Below are 18,842 nucleotides of genomic sequence, written 5' to 3' on the forward strand. Positions count from 1 at the left end.
GTCAAGATGCCCGCCGTTTCAGCGGCTGGGGATCAGTCGGACAATATCGACAATTCTTCCGCGCTCTCCCGGCCGGCGTCTGGATCACACCAGCGATCACCATGCCGTCGCATCCCCCAACCCCCTGGCAAATCAATACATACGCATAAGAATGATATAGGGCGATGGGCAAATCAAGTCATTTGTACCGATACGCTGTGGCCGTGGCGGGTGAAGGCGGTCGTACGCGCGGCCTGGAGGCCGCCATGAGGTACGACGGCCCCAGATCGCGGAGGCGCTGCCGACGATCATCGACCATCACGGGCTCGACGCGGTGAACCTGCGTGACGTGGCGCCGCCAGGCAGGCCCCAGCCCGTGAGCCGTTCGCCAGGCCACCGGACTTCCCATAACCCGGGGCGGGTGTGGCCCGAAGCGACATCCGCCCCGGCGTTTCGGTTCCCGGCTCGGTCTGTCAGGCGGTCTTGGACTGGCCGCCGTCGATGATGTAGTCGCCACCGTTGATGTTGCGGGCCTGTCCTGAGGCCAGGAACAGTACGAGGGCGGCGACCTCGTCGGGCTCGGTGAGCCGCCCGGTGTTGAAGCCCGCCCTGGCCGGGAATCCGGCCAGAAACTCAGGCACGGTGCTGCCACCGGCTGCGGCGAGCACCGCTCCGATGCCGTGCTCGCCCTCCCAGGCAGGGGTACGGGTCGGGCCGGGTGAGACGGTGTTGACCCGCACCCCGCGCGGCCCGAGTTCCTCGGCCAGAGCCTTGCCCAGGTTGGTCAGCGCCGCCTTGGACGCCCCGTAGTCGACCGTGGCGGGCTGCGGGAAGCGCCCGCGAATGGAGGAGACGTTCACGATCGCCCCCTGGCGTTCCAGCAGGGACGGCAGAGCCGCGCGGATCGCGCGGACCGCGGAGAAGAAGTTGACCTCGAACGTGTGCTGCCATTGAGCGTCAGTGATCTCGCCGAACCCTCCCAGTCGCGCGTCGAACGCGCCCACATTGTTGATCAGGATGTCGATCCCGCCGAGCAGGCCGACGGCCTGGCGCACCGCCTGGCCAGGACCATCGGCGGTCGCCAGATCCACCGCGACGGCATGGGCTCCGACGGCTTTGAGGTCTTCGCTGATCGTGCGGGAGACTCCGACCACCCGGGCTCCCTGAGCGGCCGCTTCCTTGGCGACGGCGAGCCCGATTCCCTGGCTCGCTCCGGTCACCAGCAGCGTCTTTCCCCGTAGGGACATGGCAGACCTCCATCTGTAACGATCGTTTCAAATGACGGGTAAAAAAAATCTCTGTGCGGCCCCGCCCTCACAAAGCGGCCACTGTCGCCTCCACCACCTCCACCAGGTGCCGCCGATCCGTCGCGGTCTTGCCGATCACGCGCAGTCCATAGATGGCGTTCAGGACGAACCGCGCCAGCGCACTCGCACTGCGCTCACGAGTGACCTCGCCCTCCCGCTGGCCTCGCTCCAAGGCCACCGTCAGCGCCTCCTCAACGCGGGCGAAGATGCGCCTGACCGTGGCGGTGACCGCCTCGTCCTTACCGGCCAGCTCGATCGCGGCGTTCACCGCCAGGCAACCGCGCCGTCCCGGATCGCCGAGTTCGGCGTCGACCACCCCGAGCATCAACTCCCTGATCCGCTCCTTCACCGGCCCCGGCTCCTCCAGCAGGGCGATGTCGGACTCGGTGTTGCGCTCCAGGTACCGGCGTAGCGCCAACTCATAGAGCTGATGCTTGCCGGCGAAGGCGTTGTAGAGGCTGCTCCGCCCCAAACCGGTGCAGTCCACGAGGTCCTGCGCCGAAGTCGAGGCGTACCCGCGAGCCCAGAAGGCCTCCATCGCGGCCTCCAGCACCCGCTCGCCGTCGAACTCCCGCCCTCGCGACATGTACATCACGCTACCCCATTCGTAACGATCGTTCCAGATGCATGGGGAGAGTCGAAGATGACAGCGCCCATCGCGGTCTGAGCCTCCCCCCGGTCTCGCCCACCTCATGGGAGTCCGTCGGCCGGCGGACGGCGGTCCACCGATCGGTGGACCGCCAGGCCCCGACCACTGGTCGATGCCGGAAATGCGCTGGTCATAGCAGGCTGAGGAGCCACAGCACATCGCCGGAAGGACAGGCATGCCACCAGTGATCGAGGTACGCGACCTCCACAAGCGCTATGCGGACAAGGTCGCGGTCGAGGATGTCTCGCTCACCGTTCAGGAGGGTGAGATCTTTGGCATCCTCGGCCCGAACGGCGCCGGCAAGACGACGACCGTGGAGTGCATCGAGGGCCTCCGCGTGCCGGATCGCGGCGAGATCAGGATACTCGGGCTCGACCCCCTCCGAGATCGCGCCGAGCTGACCCGGCGGCTCGGCGTCCAGTTGCAGGCCGGTCACCTCCCCGAGCGGCTACAGGTCGCCGAGGCCCTGGAGCTTTACAGCTCCTTCTACCCCGAGCCCGCCGACTGGCGCGCGCTGCTGGACGTCCTCGGCCTGGCGGACAAGGCCAAGACCAGGTACGCCAAGCTGTCCGGCGGCCAGAAACAACGGCTGTCGATCGCGCTGGCGCTCATCGGCGGCCCCCGGGTGGCGATCCTCGACGAGCTCACCACCGGTCTCGACCCGCAGGCCCGGCGCGACACCTGGGGCCTGATCGAGGACGTGCGCTCTCGCGGGGTGACGATCGTGCTGGTCACCCACTTCATGGAGGAGGCCGAGCGGCTGTGCGACCGGCTCGCGCTGATCGACGCCGGCCGCGTCCTCATGGTGGACACCCCGGCCGGTCTGACCGAGCGGGCGCGCATCGAGCAGCGGATCCGGTTCCGCCCGTCCAGGCCGATGGACGACCGCCTGCTGACGAGCCTGCCCGACGTCTCCAGCGTCACTCGCCAGGGCGATCTGGTCATCGTCAGCGGCAACGACAACGTGCTCAACGCCGTCACCACCGTGCTGGCCCGCAACCAGATCGTTGCCGAACGGCTGCGCGTCGAGCAGACAAGCCTGGAGGACGCGTTCGTCCAGCTGACCGGCAAGCGCCTCGAACCCGGCCCCCGGTAGCACATCGCAGAGAAAGGACCGCATACCCATGTCAGCCCTGCGCACCACCGCGGCCACCGCCGCAGCCACCGTCACCGCCGGGCCAGCTTCCGCGACGTGGCGGCTCGTCAAAGCCGAGAGCACGTTGTGCGTCCGGGACAAGGTCGCCCCCCTGTGGGGCATCGGCTTCCCGCTGGTCCTGTTGATCGTCCTCGGTGGCGTCCCCGATCTGCGGGAGCCCGTGGAGGGCGGCGGCCTGACGTACTTCGACCTGTACGTCCCTGTTCTGATCCTGTTCAATCTGGCCATCCTGGCCACGACCTCCCTGCCGACCACGCTCGCGGGATACCGGGAGAACGGCGTGCTGCGGCGCATGCGGACCACGCCGGTCGGCCCGGCCCGCGTGCTCGCCGCCCAGCTCGTGGCCCACTTCGCCATCGCGGTCATCGCGATGGTCCTGTTCCTCGCGGTGGCCGGGTTCGGCTTCGGCGTCGACCTGCCGAAGCACCTTCTCGGTTTCGCCCTCGCCTGGCTGCTCGCGGCGGCCGCGCTGCTCGCGATCGGCCTGCTGATCACCGCGCTCGCGCCCGGGCGTGGCCCGGCCACGGCGATCGGCACGGTGTTGTTCTTCCCGATGATGTTCTTCGCCGGGCTCTGGGTGCCGATCTCGCAGATGCCGCCGCTGCTGGCGAACATCGCCCACCACACCCCGCTCGGCGCGGGCATGGGGGCGTTCCAGGACGCGTACCTGGGTCACTTTCCGTCCGCCGCACCGATGCTGACCCTGGCGGCCTATGCGACGGTGTGCGCGTTCGTCGCGGTCCGCTGGTTCCGCTGGGAATAGGCGCCGGGAATAGAATCTGGCGGGGAGAGGGAATCTTGAGCAGAAAGATCTCGCAACAGCCGCCGTTCCTTCTGGTCAGCGTGGTGCCGTACGCACTGCTGGCGCTCCTCGTCACGATCCTGATGATCGTGGAGAACCGGTCGGGCGGCGCCCTGCTCATCGACCTCGGCCTGTGCGGGCTGGCGGCCGCGTGGATGCTCGGCATGTTCACCCTGCGTCCCGGCTGGTGGGACCGGCCACGGATCATGGCGGTGTTCGTCGCGGGACTGCTCGTGATCACCGCGGTCCTGGTGGCCCGTCACCCGGCTTGCGGACTCTTCACCCCCGCCGCCTACATCTACTCCTTCACAGTCCTGCACTGGCCGTGGCGGCTGCTGGGCGTGGCCACCGCGGCGGTCCTGGCCGGTACGGCGCAGGCATCCGGCATCCCCAAAACGGACGCGCTCGGCCTGGCGATGTACGGGATCATCGTCGCCTTCAACATCGCCATGATGTGCGGCTGCGCCTGGGTCCTGCGGCTCGCCGAGCGGGAGGAGGAGCGGCGCGAGCAGACCCTCGAAGAGCTGAGCCGGACGAACCGGCTGCTGGAGGCGTCGCTCGCCGAGAACGCCGGCCTGCATGCCCAATTGCTCGCCCAGGCCAGGGAGGCGGGCGTACTCGACGAGCGCCAGCGGATGGCCCGCGAGATCCATGACACCCTGGCGCAGGGGCTCACCGGGATCATCGCGCAGTTGCAGGCGGCGGAGCAGATGCACGAGGTCCCGGCGCCGTGGCGGCGGCCCTTCAACGCCGTCAAGAACCTGGCCAGGGAAAGCCTGGCCGAGGCACGGCGCTCCGTCGACGCACTGCGGCCCGAACCGCTGCAGACCGCGCGCCTGAGCGACGTACTCGCCGACGTCACCGACCGGTGGTCGAAGCTGCACGGGGTCACCGCCCAGGTCACGACGACCGGCACGGCGCGCCCGCTGACACCGGAGGTCGAGTTCGCGCTGCTGCGCACGGCACAAGAGGCGCTGGCCAACGTGGCCAAACACGCGCACGCGACCAGAGCCGGGGTGACGCTGTCCTACCTGGAGAACGAAGTGGCACTGGACGTACGCGACGACGGCAAGGGCTTCGACCCGGCGTGCCTTGAGGCCGGCGGGTTCGGCCTGACGATCATGCGGCAGCGCGTGGAAGAGCTGACCGGCAGCCTGCGCGTCGAGTCCGAGCCCGGCGCCGGCACCGGCATCTCGGCCTGCGTCCCCTGTCCGCTGACCGGGAGCGGCGCATGACCGGCACCCCTGTCCGGCTGCTGATCGCCGACGACCACCCTGTTGTCAGAGATGGGCTGAGCGGCATGTTCGCTTCCGCGCCCGGATTCGAGGTACTGGGTGCGGCCTCTGACGGCGCTGACGTGGTACGGCTGGCCCAGGAACTGCGGCCCGACGTGATCCTGATGGACCTGCGCATGCCGCGCATGGACGGGCTGGCCGCGATCAACGAGTTGACCCGGCTCGGCGTCACCGCGCGCGTACTGGTGCTGACGACCTACGATTCCGACACCGACGTCCTGCCGGCGATCGAGGCGGGCGCGACCGGCTACCTGCTCAAGGACTCCCCCCGGGCGGACCTGCTGCGTGGCGCGCGGGCCGCGGCCAGGGGCGAGAGCGTGCTGTCCCCCTCGGTGGCGGCCCGGCTGATGAACCGGATGCGGGCACCCGCGCCGCAGCCGCTCAGCCCCCGCGAGCTGGAGGTCCTCGAACTCGTGGCGGCCGGGAACACCAACCGCGAGGCGGCCGTCCGCCTGTTCATCACGGAGGCCACCGTCAAGTCCCACCTGCTGAACATCTACACCAAGCTCGGCGTGAACGACCGCGCCGCCGCCGTCACCGAGGCTTTCAACCTCGGCCTGCTCGTTCCGCGAACACCCGGAGAGCCGTGACCCGCAGACTCCGCTCAGGTGTTGAATCGGAGAACTCACGGTCGTCGCCGGTCAGGTTCGCCGGCCTCGACGCGGCGGCTCGGCGATGGTCAGGACGTCGGGGGCGCCGAAGCGGTCGATCTGGAGGGGCGCCACATCGGGAACATCGGCGGGCCGTCGGGCATGAAGATCGGGTCGCCGAGGTCCTGATAGCCGTGGCGCAGGTAGAGCCTGCGGCTGCGGGTGCTGCTGGCCTCCAAATATGCGGGTATGCCCGCTTCGTCGAGCTTGCGGTGGTACTCCGCGAGCAGCCGGGTCCCCGTCCTCCGCCCCTGGTGCCCAGGGAGCACCGCGAGGAACGCCAGGTAGTGGTGCGGGTCCTGTGGGTGGCGCTTGTCCATCTCCTCCTCCATCCGCCTGATGCGCTCCGCGTGGGGACCGGCGAACGCCTCCACCCGGGCGTCCCGGTCGGGGATCTCGGGAAGCGGCTCGGCCCCCTTGGGGAACCACACGGCCACGGCGGACATGTCGGCCGTCGCGTGGACCTCGCCGTGGACGAGAGCGTTCTCGGCGGCCATGGAGAACAAGGGGGGCATCACGCGGCGGCGGTCGTCGTCCGGTGGGATCGACCAGGCCGAGATCTCCTGCTCGTGGAAGGAGGTGGCGATGATCGCGCCGATGGTCTCGGCGACTCCGGGACCGTTCTGAACGCGAATGATCTCTGTCATTCGGTCCCTCCCACGGCAGACTGGGCGCCCCTCCCGATGTTCGCGTACACCTGGGGCCGGTTGGCCCGCAGGGCGAGTCCCCATATGACGCCGAGCCCCACGGCGACGACGTAGACGAAGGGCATGATCCAGCGCAGAGGGGAGTCGGGCGCCACCCCGAGCACGACGTCGAAGTTGGCTATGACGAGCGCGATGACCACGATCAGCAGGACCGAGGAGACGCCCGGGGCGATCCTGGCCCGCCAGGCGTTCTCCTCGTGGTGGTTCGTGGCGAAGAAGACCAGCACGGAGATGGAGGTGGCCGCGAGCAGTATGAGCAGGCCCAGGCCGCCGAACGACCCAACGGTGAAGAACAGCTGGACGACCGGATCCAGGCCGAGGACCGCGTATATGACGATCGTGGCCAGCGCGATGACACTCTGCGTCAGCGAGCCGTTGATCGGCGCACCGGTCCGGGGGGAAGTGCGGCCGAAGGCCTCGGGCAGAACCCTCTCCCTGCCGAGGGCGAAGATGTACCGGGAGATCGTGTTGTGGAAGGCGATCAGCGCGGCAAGGAGGCTCGTCACGAAGAGGAGGGAGCCGATGGTGGCGAGGGTCGCGCCCAGATGCTGCCCGGCCAGGTTGAACAACAGGGCCGAACTCTGCTGGCGAGAGGTCTCGGCGATCTTGTCCGAGCCGATCGGCACGGTCATCGCCCAGGACGAAACGGCGTAGAGGCCGGAGATGACGGCGAGTGCGACATAGGTCGCGATCGGCACCGTGCGCCTCGGGTCCTTGGTCTCCTCGGAGAACACCACCGACGCCTCGAAGCCCGCGAAGGACGCCATGCAGATCGCGACCACCGCACCGACCCCGGGGACGAAAAGGCTGGACGGGGCGAAGACGTCCAGGCTGTAGCCCGAGGCCGCCGGGTTGATCAGGTCCGCGATGTCGAACACGACGATGACGGCTATCTCCGTCAGCAGCAGGACCGCCAGGACCTTCCCGTTCACGTCGACCCGCATGAGGCCGAGCACCCCGGTCAGCGCCCAGGCGACCAGTCCGATGACCCACCAGGGCGGAGCGAATCCGAACCAGTCGTCGATCAGCGGCTGGGCTGCCGCACCGATCATGCCGTAGAGACCCACCTGGAGCGGGTTGTAGGCCAGCAACGCGACCCACGCGGTCGCCACCCCCACCGGCCTGCCGAGTCCTCTCGCGGTGTACGCGTAGAACGCCCCGGCGTTGACGACGTAACGGGCCATCGTCACGTAGCCGACGGCGAACAGACCCAGGATGCCCCCGATCAGGAGGTAGGCGAGCGGCACGCCCGTCACGCCGGTCGCGGCGTAGGCGGCGGTCACCGAGCCGCCGATGACGGTCAGCGGCGCCGCCGCCGAGATGACGAAGAACATCACCGATGGGACACCGAGGCGGTCCTCGGCGAGCGCGGCGGAAACGGCGCCGGCCCTTCGTTCTGTCACTGACATTGGCATCCTCCTGATGAGGGGGGCGGGTTCATCGGGGGCTGATGGTGGAGTTGCCTACGGCCGCCTCGGTCTGCGCGATCAGTTCCTGAAGCGGCGCCGGGAGGGCGGCGATCGCATCAGAGACGTATCTCCGGTTCTGCTCCCACAGGACCAACCGGCTGCCTCCGGTCGCGACGAGCAGCCCCAGCAGGACACTGTCCTGAACGTTGAGCGGCTCATCGCGGTCGATCGCCAGGTTGACGCGTCCCCTGGACAGCGCCGCGGTGCTCGCGTTGACCGGTGCCTGCCTCCGCGACAGCCGTCTGACCGCAGACGGGCGCAGCAGCCCGTCGGCGGTCATCCGGGCCGCCACGTCGGTGGCCGCCGTACGGGCGAGGAACTGCAGCCAGGTACGGAATCGATGCGAAGGTTCCGCGATGATGTGGTTCAGGGCGGTCCTGGTGAGCGCGTCGGCGGGCGGCGTCGCGTCGAGAACGACGAGCCGTGTCCGCCCCGCCGCCGATGCCAAGGTCGTCCGCCCGGCGAGCATCAGCTCTCCCAGGATGGCAGCGGCCAACCCCAAGCCGGTCAGGCGGGCATGAAGCCTCATCCGGCCGGACACGTTGTCATGCACGGCGAAGAACAGGTCGTCGGCTAATCGGGTTCTTGAAAGGTCGACTCCGGCCACGAACGGCGATCGTATAGCTAAATCATTAAATCTGTCATTACTCGAACGAGGGTCCGGCATCGGGTAAAGGCCGACCGGCAAGAAGTGAAGAAACGGACAGATAGCCAATGACCTGGAGTTATGCCTTGCGGACATCGCCCTGCTGCGCCATCGCTGTGAAGGATCACGCCGGACCTGTCCAGGTACCGGCATGGCAGGTGTAGTTCTTCAACATTTGCGCCTCCCCCGTGTACGTCTACAACCTGGAGATATCCGTGCCGGTTACGGACGAGCGGATGGATGTGCAGGCGACCCGCCGGTTAGAGGAAGGCCCTGGAGCGCGACGCTCCACTGACGGTGGGAGGCGGAGCTCTTCGCATGGTGGAACGCGCATGGCGGCCCCTCGCTTCGCGACCGGGACTGGACATGACCGATCAAAATGGCAATGGCCTGAACTCAAGAGCGCCGCCGCCGCGTGGCACCAGGTCATGGGCCACGCCGCGCAGGTGTCCGCGCTCGCCGCGAAGGCCGGACACCACGAAGATGACGCTTACCACCGGGTACATGGCGGCGCGGGACAAGCTCCCCGCCGCCGCCGACTAACACGGCAGATGGTACGTCGCTGTCCAAGTCGACGGGCTCAGCGGACGACGCGAACGCTTCCGGCGCGGCGGCTACGCCACCGCCGGCGAGACTCAGCGAGCCTTCCGGACAGTCGGCAACATGAGCTGACAGAAGTCTGGAGGAGGTAGGGACGTGACGAGGCGTCGCAGGCAGTTCTCACCCGAGTTCGAACAAGACGCCTTCTTCGCAGCCGATCATCGATGACGCTCGCCAAATACGAGCTGATCGATGCGGAGAAGGCGCATCAGTCGATCGCGCGGATGTGCCCCGGCGCGTTCGAGCCGGATCAGCTCGATGACCTCTCTCGCCTCCCTCTGGTCGGCGCCGGTCAGCTCGGTCACCGCGCGCTCCAGGTGCGAGAGATGAAGGGTTTTGAGGGGCCTGAAGGGAGGGGGTCTGTGTTTCCCGGACGCGTTGAGCGGAGACCTCAGACCCTTTGGCGGCAAAAGGAACGTCGCGCTAAACCGAGTCGGTGACGGCCACGCTGCCGGGTGGAGGCGTCGCGACCGGCGCCGTAGGCCCCGCCGCTGTCGCGCTTTCCAGTTATTGCCGGTTGACGTCCTCGTCCGGGACATAGCGAAGGATGTCGCCGGGCTGGCAGTCGAGGGCTTTGCAGATGGCGTCCAGGGTGCTGAAGCGGATTGCCTTCCCACGGCCATTCTTCAGGACGGAGATGTTCGCGGCGGAGATGTTCACCGCGGTGACGAACTCGCCGACGGACATCTTGCGTCGGGCCAGCTGGACGTCGATGTCGACGATGATGCTCATCAGATCACCTCGTCGAGTTCGGTGCGCAGCGCGATGGCCTGCACCAGCAGGTGCCGGCCGACAAGGGTGAGGAGGAGCAACACCACGCCCGCCGCGACGCCGCCGGCCGAGCCGAGCCAAAGGCCGAGAGTCTCCATGCCGTCGGTCGGGGAGGGGATGTCGGCGAACGTCACGAACAGAAAGAGGCCGAGGGTGACCACGGTGGCTGCAGCTGCGACCCCGACGCCGACGTTGACCCAGGTCAACGTGGGACCGGCGAACAGGGTGCCGGCACCCGCCCGCCCGAGCAGGAAGATCAGCGCGACGAGCCCGACCTGGACGCAAGCGATGAAGATGATCGCGGCTGTCACCAGGGGCGTCTCCAGCGGCGCGTACGGCGGGAAAGCGGCGACCTCGTCGGCGGCGACGGTTGGGATGATGACGATCTGCGCGTAGAGGCCGACGATCACCGCGAAGCCGAAGCACAGCTGCAGGAGGGAGGCGAGGGTCCGAGACATATATCGATAATCGATGCCTATTTATCGTTTGTCAAGCGCGCACCGGGCATCGGCCTGCCGCAGGGCAACTTCTTCGTGCCGCCTATCGGCATTGGCCGGCCGAACTCTGCCGCAGAGACCGGAGTTTCGCTCGGGATGATGTACCGGCGGCGGTCGAAGCGGTGGACCGACGTTGGTGTGCGCGACGAGCTGCAACGGTGGGACGGGGTTGCATCGCATCGACTGGGTGTCGCGTGGCGGTGGACGGTAGTCACCTCGACGCGTGAGAAAGGGTTCCGGCGCGGGTCGGTCACCGTCGGCCATCCCGGCCACCTGCCCGAGTGGGCCGCCCAGCACGAGCCGCCGCTGGAGCGGGTTCGTCGCGTACGCCATGGTGAACGAGGTGATCCGGCGGGTGGCCGGGCAGTCGTTGCAGCAGGTGTACGACGAGCGCATCCGCATCCCGTACGGACCGCACCTCTACCTGGGGCTGCCCGAGGCCGAGGAGGAGCGGTTCCGGCCGGTCCAGCGGTGGACGGCCACGCCGGAGCAGGAGGCCGCGTTCTGGTCCGATGTGCCCGGCCCGCACAGCCTCCTCGGCGTCAGGTACGGCCTCAACAGCACTCCGCCGCTGGACCAGGTGGCCTTCGCCAACACCCGCACCGCGCACGCGCTCGGGTCGCCCCGCGTGCCTGGTGCCGGACGCGGGACACGCGACCTCCTGTGTCGTGCCGGATCACCGGCTCATGCCTTGGCGGCCAGTGGTCGCCACGCGTTCCAGGTGTCGAGCCGCTGCCGGTAGGCGGCTTCGACGACGGGATAGGGGTAGGTGCCGAGGAAGAGCCGCAGGGGCGGATCGTCGGCGTCGATCAGTTCGAGGATGACGTCGGCGGTGGCCCGGGGGTCCTGTGGTGCGCGGGCGGTCGCGCCGGCCTGGCGGGCGCGGCGGATCGGTTCGTAGGCGGGGAGGGGTTCGGTGTGGACCGCGGACGCGCCGGACCAGTCGGTGCCGTACGGGCCGGGTTCGACGATCGTGACGCGGATGCCGAGCGGGCCGACCTCCTGGGCGAGCGCTTCGCTCATCCCCTCCAGCGCCCACTTGGAGGCGTTGTACAGCCCGAGGGTAGGGAAGGCGGCCAGGCCGCCGAGGCTGGACACCTGCACGATGTGCCCGCCGCCTCGGGCGCGCATCAGCGGCAGCGCGGCCTGGGTCACCCAGAGCGGGCCGAGCAGGTTGGTGTCGAGCTGGGCACGGGCCTGCTCTTCCGTGACCTCTTCGACCATCCCGAACAGGCCGTAGCCCGCGTTGTTCACGACCACGTCGAGGTGGCCGAAGGCGTCGGCGGCCCGCCCTACCGCGGCGGTGGCGGCGGCCCGGTCGGTGACGTCGAGGTGGAGCGGCAGGACGCTGTCCCCGTACGCCTCGACGAGGGGCAGCAGGGCTTCGGGGCGGCGTGCCGTGGCGGCGACGCGGTCGCCGCGGGCGAGGGCGGCTTCGGCCCAGATGCGGCCGAAGCCGCGGGACGCGCCGGTGATGAACCAGGTCTTCATGCCTCCACCCTGCGCGGTCCACCGGCGTCCAGCCAGCACCCCGGCGGGGTTACCCTTCGGATATGGCGAGCGACAACGCCTTGGGGGAATTCCTGAAGGCCAGGCGGGGACGGGTTCCGCCGTCGCGGGCGAACCCGCCCGCCGTCGGCCGGCGCCGGGTGGCGGGGCTGCGCAGAGACGAGCTGGCCGGCTTGGCCGGCATCAGCGAGCCGTACCTGACCCGGCTGGAGCAGGGCATCGACCGGCACCCGTCACCGCAGGTGCTGCGGGCCCTCGCGCGGGCGCTGGAACTGGACGCCGACGCCTCGGCGTACCTGCTGGCCCTCGCCGCCCCCGACCCCGTACGGCCGCCGGAGACCGAGGTCGGCGCGGACGTGCATCGGCTGCTCGACATGTGGGCGGGCACTCCGGCGTACACGCGCAACCGGCGGTTCGACGTGCTGGGCGCCAACAAGTGGGCCCGCGCGCTCGCCCCGATGTACGAGCCCGGGCACAACCTGGCGCGGGAGGTGTTCCTCCGTCCCGAGGCCCACCGGCTGTTCCCCGACTGGCAGCAGATCGCCGCGCAGACGGCCGCGGCCCTGCGTGCCGAGTCCGACCCGCGCGATCCCAGGACCGCGCGGCTCGTGGCCGAGTTGGAGGCCGACGAGGACTTCCGCCGCCTGTGGGCGCTGCACGACGCGCGCCCCGCCCGCGACGAGCTCAAACGGTTCGTCCATCCGGTCGTCGGGGAACTCGCCCTGCGGCGGCAGGCCCTCACCGTCGGCGGCGCCGAGCACCAGGTGATCATCGTCTACCAGGCGACGCCGGGAAGCCCCTCCGAGTCCGCCCTCGCCCGGCTGATCTGACCCTTTGCCCCGTCCGCCAGGGCCGTAGCACCGACCGCCGAGCACGGCACGTGGGGGCCAGTCGGCCACGGCCGTCACGACCTGGAACGGCAGGGGCGTACGGCGCGGCCACGGCGGCTGAAGGTCGCGGAGGACGACGCCACAGCTCACACCTGACCCAGGTGTCGCCGCTTCCTGAAAACTGACCCCCTACAGGCCCTTGGGTTCTAACACTTGTCGGAACATTCCTTGATCAAATAGGGATGTGTTGATGGCGAGGCGGGGCAAGAAGCGCGGGCTGGGACTCGAAGCCGAGTACTGGCGCCTGCTGGAGTCCGGTGTGGGCACAGTCGAGGCGTGCAAGCGGCTGGGGATCTCCCGGAACAGGTTGGCCGTGTCCGTTGACACACTCGCGCCGGAGCCGTTGTCCTTGCGCCCCATGGCCCACCTCGGTAGCCGGCGCCTGGTCGATCGGGTCCGGCACCGCTACCACAATCGAAGAGCGCCCTTTGACCTGGGCCGAACGACCGGTTGAAAAAGGTTCAGCGGCAGGATGTGATCTTCCTATCTGGTATCCTCAAGCGACGCCGGGGGTGACTCCGGTGATTTCCCCTCGTCCTCGCCGAGGTACGCGTCGATGACATCAGGCCGCTGGAAGACTTCCCGCGGCGACCCTTCTGCGAGGATTCCACCGCCGCTGAGCACGGTTATGCGGTCACAGATGTCCGTTACGACCCGCACGTTGTGCTCGACGATCAGCACCGACAGCCCGGATTCGCGCAGCCACTCCAGCCGGGTGCGCAGGAGCTCGATCTCGTGGTCGTTCATACCAGATGTCGGCTCATCCAGGACGAGCAGGCGAGGGCGCACCATCAGCGCCCGGGCGATGTCGATCATCTTCAGGTCGCCGCTCGCGATCGTACCGAGTTCTCGCTCGAGCAGATCGGGGCTGAGGCCGAGCGAAGTCAGTGCCTGTTCACAACGCTTGGCGAACATGTGCCGCTGATGCGCGGCCTTCCAGGGCCGGAACGCCACCGTGTGCCACTGTAGGGTCCTGGTCTGATGCTCGCCCAGCCTGAGCAGATCGGCGACGGTCATGTCGTCGGGGGCCTTTGGATTTTGGAAGGTGCGTCCGAGTCCTTTGCCCACCCTTCGGTGGGCGGCCAGCCCGTTCAACCGCCTGCCGTCCAGTGTGATCGTTCCCGTGCAGTCGACGAATCCACTGATCGCGTTCAGCAGCGTGGTCTTGCCGGATCCGTTCGGTCCGATCAGCCCGTGGATCTGGCCGTGGGTGACCGCGACGGAGACGTCTCGGAGCACGTGGGCACCGCCGAAACGAACATTGAGTCGCGTGATTTCCAGCACTACGCCTCCTCCTGCCTGGTACGAGCGCGACGAATTCGGCCGCCCAGCCTGCCGACCACGGCTTTCCCGACGCCCGCCACGCCACCGGGCAGCAGCAACAGCAACAGCAACGTGGCCAGTCCGTACACCAGGCCGCTCGCCTCGGCGAGATCGAGCATGCCGCGCGAGGCATAGGTGAGCACCACCGCCGCGACCACTGTTCCCATGCTCGACGACGCCCCGCCGAACACCACGATCAACAGCAGCAGGACCGCCGCGCCGAGGCCGAAATCCTGCGGGCCCACATACCCGTTCAAAATGGCCAGCAGCGCACCGGCGAGACCGGCGAGGCCCCCGGAGACGATCGTGGCCAGAGTCCGGCTCCTGTCGATGGCGACGCCCGCGGCCTTGGCCAGGTACTCGTCCGCCGCCGCCGCCTTGAGCGAAAGGCCGAATCTGGATTTCCGCAGGCAGTGCACCAGGTACGCGCACCCGGCGACCAGCGGAACCGCCAGGAGGATGAAGTACTGCGGGTCGGCCAACTGGAGGCCGAACAGCGAGACCAGGGCGACGGGGTGACCGTTCGAACCACCAGTGATCGAACTTTCGTTGACGAGCACCAGCCGCACGCCCTCGGCCAAGGCGAGTGTCGCCAGCGCGAAGTAGTGTGACTTGGTCCGCGCGCCTACGACACCGCTAAGCCCTGAGATGGCCGCGCCTGCCACAACGGCCAGCAGCAGTGCGGGCAGGAGGCCGATCGCGTCCACGGCGATCAGCGCGACGGTGTAACCGCCCACGGCCATGATCGCGGCCTGCGCCAGCGACAGCATGCCGGCGAGTCCGAACACCACGGTGAGGCCGAGTGCCGCGATCGCATAGACGCAGGCGAGCGAGATGGTCATCAGGGTGGTGTCAGGCGCGCCGCTCAACGCGACCATGAAGACGACCGCTGTCACCGCGAAGCCCAGCGGGCCGCGCACCGGCTGTAGCCCCTGGGCCCGCCGCCGCCAGCCGCGGTAGGCGGCCGATCGAGTAATCGAGCTCATACCTGCCGCACCGCCTCGATGTCATCGCCGAACAGTCCTCGTACTCGAACCAACAGCACGAGGGCCATGACGAGGTAGGCGACGCCGAGACCGTACCCGGCGCTGAGGTAGACCTGGGTCATGTTGACGAGCAGCGCGATCAGGAAGCCGCCGACGAGCGCGCCGGGCAGACTGCCGAGGCCACCGAGAACGGCGGCGCTGAAACCGATGGTGCTGAGTTCCAGACCGCCTGTGGGCTTGAGCCCGGTGACCGGTGCGATCAGCACGCCGGCGAGACCGGCCAGGACTCCGCCGAGCACGAACGACAACAGGTACATCCGAGCTGGGCTGACCCCGAACAGGGTGACCACTTCGGGGTCCTGTGCGCAGCCGCGCATCGCCCTTCCCACCTTGGTCGTGGCGATGACCCACAGCAACGGCAGCACGACCGCCCCGGTGATCCCGACGATGACGACCTGGTTCGGTGTGATCGACAGGCCGGAGATCCGCCAGGGCTCGTCGGAGGCGAGGCTTTCGAGGTAGAGTGGCTGGCTTCCCCAGACAAGGCTGATCACGGCCTCGATGACGATCGCGACGGCGACCGTGGCCAAGATCGGCACACTGATGTGGCGGGTACGGAGCGGCGCAAGGACCACCCGGTCCATCACAAAGGCGAACGCCGCCGCGGCGAGCACACCGCCGAGCACCGCGGCGGGCATGACCAGGCCGAGCTTCAGGAGGCTGTAGGACACGTACGGTGCCAGGATCGCGATGCTGCCGTGCGCGAAGTTGACCAGTTTCGTCGTCTGGTAGATCAGTGAGAAGCCCACCGCGATGAGAGCGTAGATCGCACCCGCCGCGACCGCACTGATGATCGTCTGTCCGAAGATCGCCATCATCGACCTGCCCGGATGTCATGCCGCCGCAACGAGACCGCGATCATTCGGCGTCTTCGGGAAGCAGGACGTCGACGAGCTTGCGCTTTCCGTTCTCCCAGGTCCCGGTGAGGACGAGCGGGTTGACCGGGTCGCCGTTCTCGTCGAAGGCGAAGTCGCCCATCGGCAGGTCGGGGATCTTGGCCTTCCGGTAGGCGGCGTTGAACGCCTCCGCGGATCGTCCTGCCCCGGGGTTGCTGCGCAAGGTGCTCAACATGGTGACGGCCATGGTGTAGAAGGATGCGCAGTCCGCGTTCGGCGGGTAGCCGAAGCGGTCCTCCCATTTCTTGCTGAAGCCTCGTGCCGCGTCCGACCATTCGGGGAGGAACGGAGTCGAGTAGGTGATCTTGTTCGCGAGCTCGGGGCCGACGGTCTTCAGGAAGGTGTCGCTGGAGGCGGTCGTCGGGAAGTAGAGCTTGGCGTCCAGGCCGAGCTGATAGGCCTGTTTGGCCAGGCGTGCGGCCTGTAGGTCGTAGCCCTCCATGTAGGCTAGACCGACACCGGCGCGTTTCAGCGCGAGCAACTGCCCGGCGTAGTCGGTGGCGGCGTACTCATAGGTCGAATTCACCGCCGGGGTGACGCCGAGGTCGGCGAAGCCGGCTGTGATCGTCTTGTTGTTGGCCAGCCCGTAAGGGGTCGTGTCGGTGATGACACCGACCTTGCCCTTCTTGTCCGACTTATCATGAATCCACTTTGCGTAGATCTTATTGGTCAGCCCGTCGTGAGTTTGCACGCGGAAGATGTACTTGTTGCCCTCCGCGGTCAGCGACGGATCGAAGCTTCCGGACACAATCGACACTTTCTTGGCTTGGGTGAGCGGTATCGCCGCTCGGGTGTCACCGGAACAGACGGTGATCACAGCGATGGGGTTTTTGGCGAGGACCGTGCGGGTGGCGGCGACCGCGGCGGACGGCTCGCATTTGGCATCGGACTTGGCGAGCGCGATCGGTCTGCCGCCGGCTTCGCGGCCGAGCTCACCGAAAGCGAGCTCCCATGCGTCGTCAAGCCATTCGCCATAATAGGCCGCGTCACCGGAGTAAGGCGCCGCTATTCCCACCGTGATCGGAGCGTCTTCCGCCGCCTCGGTGCCGCTGCCGCACCCGGTCAGGGCGAGGGCGGTGACAGCACCTCCGGCTATCAGCGTCGTGACCCTGCGGGCTGGGTCATGGCCGTGCGTGGTTCTCATCTTTCACTTCCGATTTTCTGAGCCTCGGGCCGGCGGCCATCACCGAACCCCACATCGTTGGTCGTCGCCGCGCCGGCGGGTCGTCATGACCATCCCCGCCGGCGTCACGCCCTCCGGGTGTCGCCCACACCGAGATAGCCGTCCCGAAGTCGATCCGCGGCCAGCAGTTCGGCGGCGGCTCCGGTCATCACTCCTCGCCCCTCGTCGAGAACCATTCCTCGATCCGCCGTGCGCAGGCTCTTGCGGACGTTCTGCTCGACGAGAAGAATCGCGGTGCCACCTTTCGCGATCTTGGTCATTTCCTCGAGTACGTCCTGCTGATAGGCGGGTGACAACCCCGTCAACGGCTCGTCCAACAGCAGCGCCACCGGCCGTGACATGAGCGCCCGGCCTATCGCGAGCAGTTGCTGTTCACCGCCGCTGAGGGTTCCCGCCCGACGCGCGCCCCAGGTCGCGAGGGCGGGCAGCATGGCAAGAACGTCGTCCAACGCCGACGCCAGGGCGGTACGGGAATGCTGATATCCGCCGAGTTTCAAGTTGTCCAGCGCCGTCATTCCGGGTATCACCCGTCGTCCAGCCGGAACATGGGCGATTCCACTGCGGGCGACTCGTTCGGCGGACAGGCCGGTGAAATCCCGCCCCTTCAAACGCACACTCCCTCGCCTGCAGGGCAACAGGCCCGACAGCGCGCGCAGCAACGTGGTCTTGCCCGCCCCGTTGCGACCGACCACCGCGAAGATCTCGCCTGCTCCCACCGTGAGCGACAGGTCGCGCAGAATGGCTGGGCCCCGGTGGTAGCCGACCTCGATCTCGCTGACGACCAAGCCCTGCTCGGCACGATCGGCAGGATCTTCCTTGGGTCGCTCCTTGCCCGCTTTCCCCAGCATCTTCCCCACCTCCGGGGATAGTTCTGTCGATCGATGTATAATACTTTTTATATTCCATAGTCAATGGCGAGAGGTCTCGCCGACTGCCCGTGCCCAGGCGAGATCGCTATCGGGAAGGCGGTTCGGCGGAACGCGTCGACGCCCGCGGGTTTCGCGTCGACGACGAGCGCGTGGATGTCGGCCGTGCCCCCATAGCCCCTTGGGACGGCCTCGCGTCGGCGGGTTCGCCCAAGCCGATGTTGCCGGGGCGTGGCCGGCAGGACTCCTTCATCCGTCCGGGGTGGTGAGCGAGGGGGGTGGCGCGGCTGACTTCGAGTGCCATGGCGGCGAGTTCCTGTTGGGCGAGCGGAAAGGATGCGATCGGCCCGCCGTACCGAGCACGGTCAGCGCCGTGGTCGAATGCGGCCGAGACGCAGGCTCGCGGGTCCGGCGTGGCCTGGTGTTCTTCTGTTCCTCCGAGCTCCGCCGGCGGATCACGCAGATCGATGGTGAGCCCGGCGGCCGCGAGGTCCGCGGGAAACGGTCGCTCCAGCGAACCGACCGCCGACGCGAGGGATCACCCGCTTGGCGAAGTAGGCGCGCACAGTGCCGTGGACGGGGCGCTCCTCATCGCCCAGCG

At 68.2% G+C, this 18,842-nt stretch carries 19 protein-coding genes and 1 pseudogene; 6 read left to right on the forward strand and 14 right to left on the reverse strand.

Features of this window, described 5'->3' with window-relative positions:
• Positions 1–452 precede the first annotated feature (452 nt).
• Complete coding sequence (locus tag DP939_RS39400) at positions 453–1,226, reverse strand: SDR family NAD(P)-dependent oxidoreductase (protein WP_113985948.1); 774 nt, start codon at positions 1,224–1,226, stop codon at positions 453–455.
• A gap of 67 nt (positions 1,227–1,293) precedes the next feature.
• Positions 1,294–1,872, reverse strand: coding sequence for a TetR/AcrR family transcriptional regulator (locus DP939_RS39405; RefSeq protein ID WP_113985989.1), 579 nt, complete (start codon positions 1,870–1,872; stop codon positions 1,294–1,296).
• A gap of 238 nt (positions 1,873–2,110) precedes the next feature.
• Between DP939_RS39405 and DP939_RS39410 the strand changes: the two genes are divergently transcribed.
• From DP939_RS39410 to DP939_RS39425, 4 genes are read left to right on the forward strand one after another with little or no spacing between them, the layout of a single operon-like run.
• Positions 2,111–3,031 (forward strand): ABC transporter ATP-binding protein, encoded by a 921-nt coding sequence (locus tag DP939_RS39410; RefSeq protein ID WP_113985949.1) that lies wholly within the window; start codon positions 2,111–2,113, stop codon positions 3,029–3,031.
• Between the two features lie 28 nt (positions 3,032–3,059).
• Entirely contained in the window at positions 3,060–3,854 is a 795-nt protein-coding gene (locus DP939_RS39415; RefSeq protein WP_113985950.1) for an ABC transporter permease, read from the forward strand.
• Positions 3,855–3,889: 35 nt separating this feature from the next.
• Positions 3,890–5,128: a sensor histidine kinase gene (locus DP939_RS39420; RefSeq protein WP_113985951.1), complete on the forward strand. Its 1,239-nt coding sequence runs from the start codon at positions 3,890–3,892 to the stop codon at positions 5,126–5,128.
• A complete protein-coding gene (locus tag DP939_RS39425) occupies positions 5,125–5,778 on the forward strand; it encodes a response regulator (protein ID WP_113985952.1) in 654 nt (217 codons plus the stop codon). The genes DP939_RS39420 and DP939_RS39425 overlap by 4 nt, the downstream gene beginning before the upstream one ends.
• 89 nt (positions 5,779–5,867) lie before the next feature.
• Here DP939_RS39425 and DP939_RS39430 read toward each other — a convergent pair whose 3' ends face one another.
• The 6 genes from DP939_RS39430 to DP939_RS39450 all read right to left on the reverse strand — a co-directional run bounded on the left by DP939_RS39430 (position 5,868) and on the right by DP939_RS39450 (position 10,489).
• Positions 5,868–6,485, reverse strand: a complete 618-nt coding sequence (locus DP939_RS39430; protein ID WP_158578945.1) for a GNAT family N-acetyltransferase — start codon at positions 6,483–6,485, stop codon at positions 5,868–5,870.
• Positions 6,482–7,954 carry an APC family permease gene (locus DP939_RS39435; protein ID WP_113985954.1) on the reverse strand — a complete coding sequence of 491 codons (1,473 nt, stop codon included), beginning with the start codon at positions 7,952–7,954 and terminating at the stop codon, positions 6,482–6,484. The genes DP939_RS39430 and DP939_RS39435 overlap by 4 nt, the downstream gene beginning before the upstream one ends.
• Before the next feature lie 28 nt (positions 7,955–7,982).
• Positions 7,983–8,621: a GOLPH3/VPS74 family protein gene (locus DP939_RS39440; RefSeq protein ID WP_158578946.1), complete on the reverse strand. Its 639-nt coding sequence runs from the start codon at positions 8,619–8,621 to the stop codon at positions 7,983–7,985.
• Positions 8,622–9,418: 797 nt separating this feature from the next.
• Entirely contained in the window at positions 9,419–9,565 is a 147-nt protein-coding gene (locus DP939_RS46535; RefSeq protein ID WP_158578947.1) for a hypothetical protein, read from the reverse strand.
• A 202-nt stretch (positions 9,566–9,767) separates the two neighbouring features.
• Positions 9,768–9,992 carry a helix-turn-helix domain-containing protein gene (locus DP939_RS39445; RefSeq protein ID WP_113985956.1) on the reverse strand — a complete coding sequence of 75 codons (225 nt, stop codon included), beginning with the start codon at positions 9,990–9,992 and terminating at the stop codon, positions 9,768–9,770.
• Complete coding sequence (locus DP939_RS39450) at positions 9,992–10,489, reverse strand: DUF2975 domain-containing protein (protein WP_113985957.1); 498 nt, start codon at positions 10,487–10,489, stop codon at positions 9,992–9,994. Before DP939_RS39450 ends, DP939_RS39445 begins: the two co-directional genes overlap by 1 nt.
• Positions 10,490–10,751: 262 nt before the next feature.
• Between DP939_RS39450 and DP939_RS39455 the strand changes: the two genes are divergently transcribed.
• Positions 10,752–11,270 carry a serine hydrolase domain-containing protein gene (locus DP939_RS39455; RefSeq protein ID WP_113985958.1) on the forward strand — a complete coding sequence of 173 codons (519 nt, stop codon included), beginning with the start codon at positions 10,752–10,754 and terminating at the stop codon, positions 11,268–11,270.
• On the opposite strand, the gene DP939_RS39460 is transcribed toward DP939_RS39455, so the two are convergent.
• Complete coding sequence (locus DP939_RS39460) at positions 11,213–12,019, reverse strand: SDR family oxidoreductase (protein ID WP_113985959.1); 807 nt, start codon at positions 12,017–12,019, stop codon at positions 11,213–11,215. The genes DP939_RS39455 and DP939_RS39460 overlap by 58 nt on opposite strands.
• A gap of 62 nt (positions 12,020–12,081) precedes the next feature.
• Here DP939_RS39460 and DP939_RS39465 point away from each other — a divergent pair, with 62 nt between their 5' ends.
• Positions 12,082–12,867: a helix-turn-helix domain-containing protein gene (locus tag DP939_RS39465; RefSeq protein WP_113985960.1), complete on the forward strand. Its 786-nt coding sequence runs from the start codon at positions 12,082–12,084 to the stop codon at positions 12,865–12,867.
• 543 nt (positions 12,868–13,410) lie between these two features.
• Here the strand turns inward: DP939_RS39465 and DP939_RS39475 are convergent.
• The 5 genes and pseudogenes from DP939_RS39475 to DP939_RS39495 all read right to left on the reverse strand — a co-directional run.
• A complete protein-coding gene (locus tag DP939_RS39475) occupies positions 13,411–14,211 on the reverse strand; it encodes an ABC transporter ATP-binding protein (RefSeq protein ID WP_113985962.1) in 801 nt (266 codons plus the stop codon).
• On the reverse strand, positions 14,211–15,236 hold the full coding sequence (locus DP939_RS39480; RefSeq protein WP_113985963.1) for a branched-chain amino acid ABC transporter permease: 1,026 nt from the start codon (positions 15,234–15,236) through the stop codon (positions 14,211–14,213). Before DP939_RS39480 ends, DP939_RS39475 begins: the two co-directional genes overlap by 1 nt.
• Positions 15,233–16,114 (reverse strand): branched-chain amino acid ABC transporter permease, encoded by an 882-nt coding sequence (locus tag DP939_RS39485; RefSeq protein WP_113985964.1) that lies wholly within the window; start codon positions 16,112–16,114, stop codon positions 15,233–15,235. Before DP939_RS39485 ends, DP939_RS39480 begins: the two co-directional genes overlap by 4 nt.
• A 40-nt stretch (positions 16,115–16,154) precedes the next feature.
• Complete coding sequence (locus tag DP939_RS39490) at positions 16,155–17,336, reverse strand: branched-chain amino acid ABC transporter substrate-binding protein (RefSeq protein ID WP_113985965.1); 1,182 nt, start codon at positions 17,334–17,336, stop codon at positions 16,155–16,157.
• 104 nt (positions 17,337–17,440) lie between these two features.
• A pseudogene (locus tag DP939_RS39495) lies at positions 17,441–18,100 on the reverse strand (ABC transporter ATP-binding protein); the annotation flags it as partial.
• Positions 18,101–18,842 lie beyond the last annotated feature (742 nt).

This window comes from Spongiactinospora rosea (assembly GCF_003315795.1).
Taxonomy (GTDB): Bacteria; Actinomycetota; Actinomycetes; order Streptosporangiales; family Streptosporangiaceae; genus Spongiactinospora; species Spongiactinospora rosea.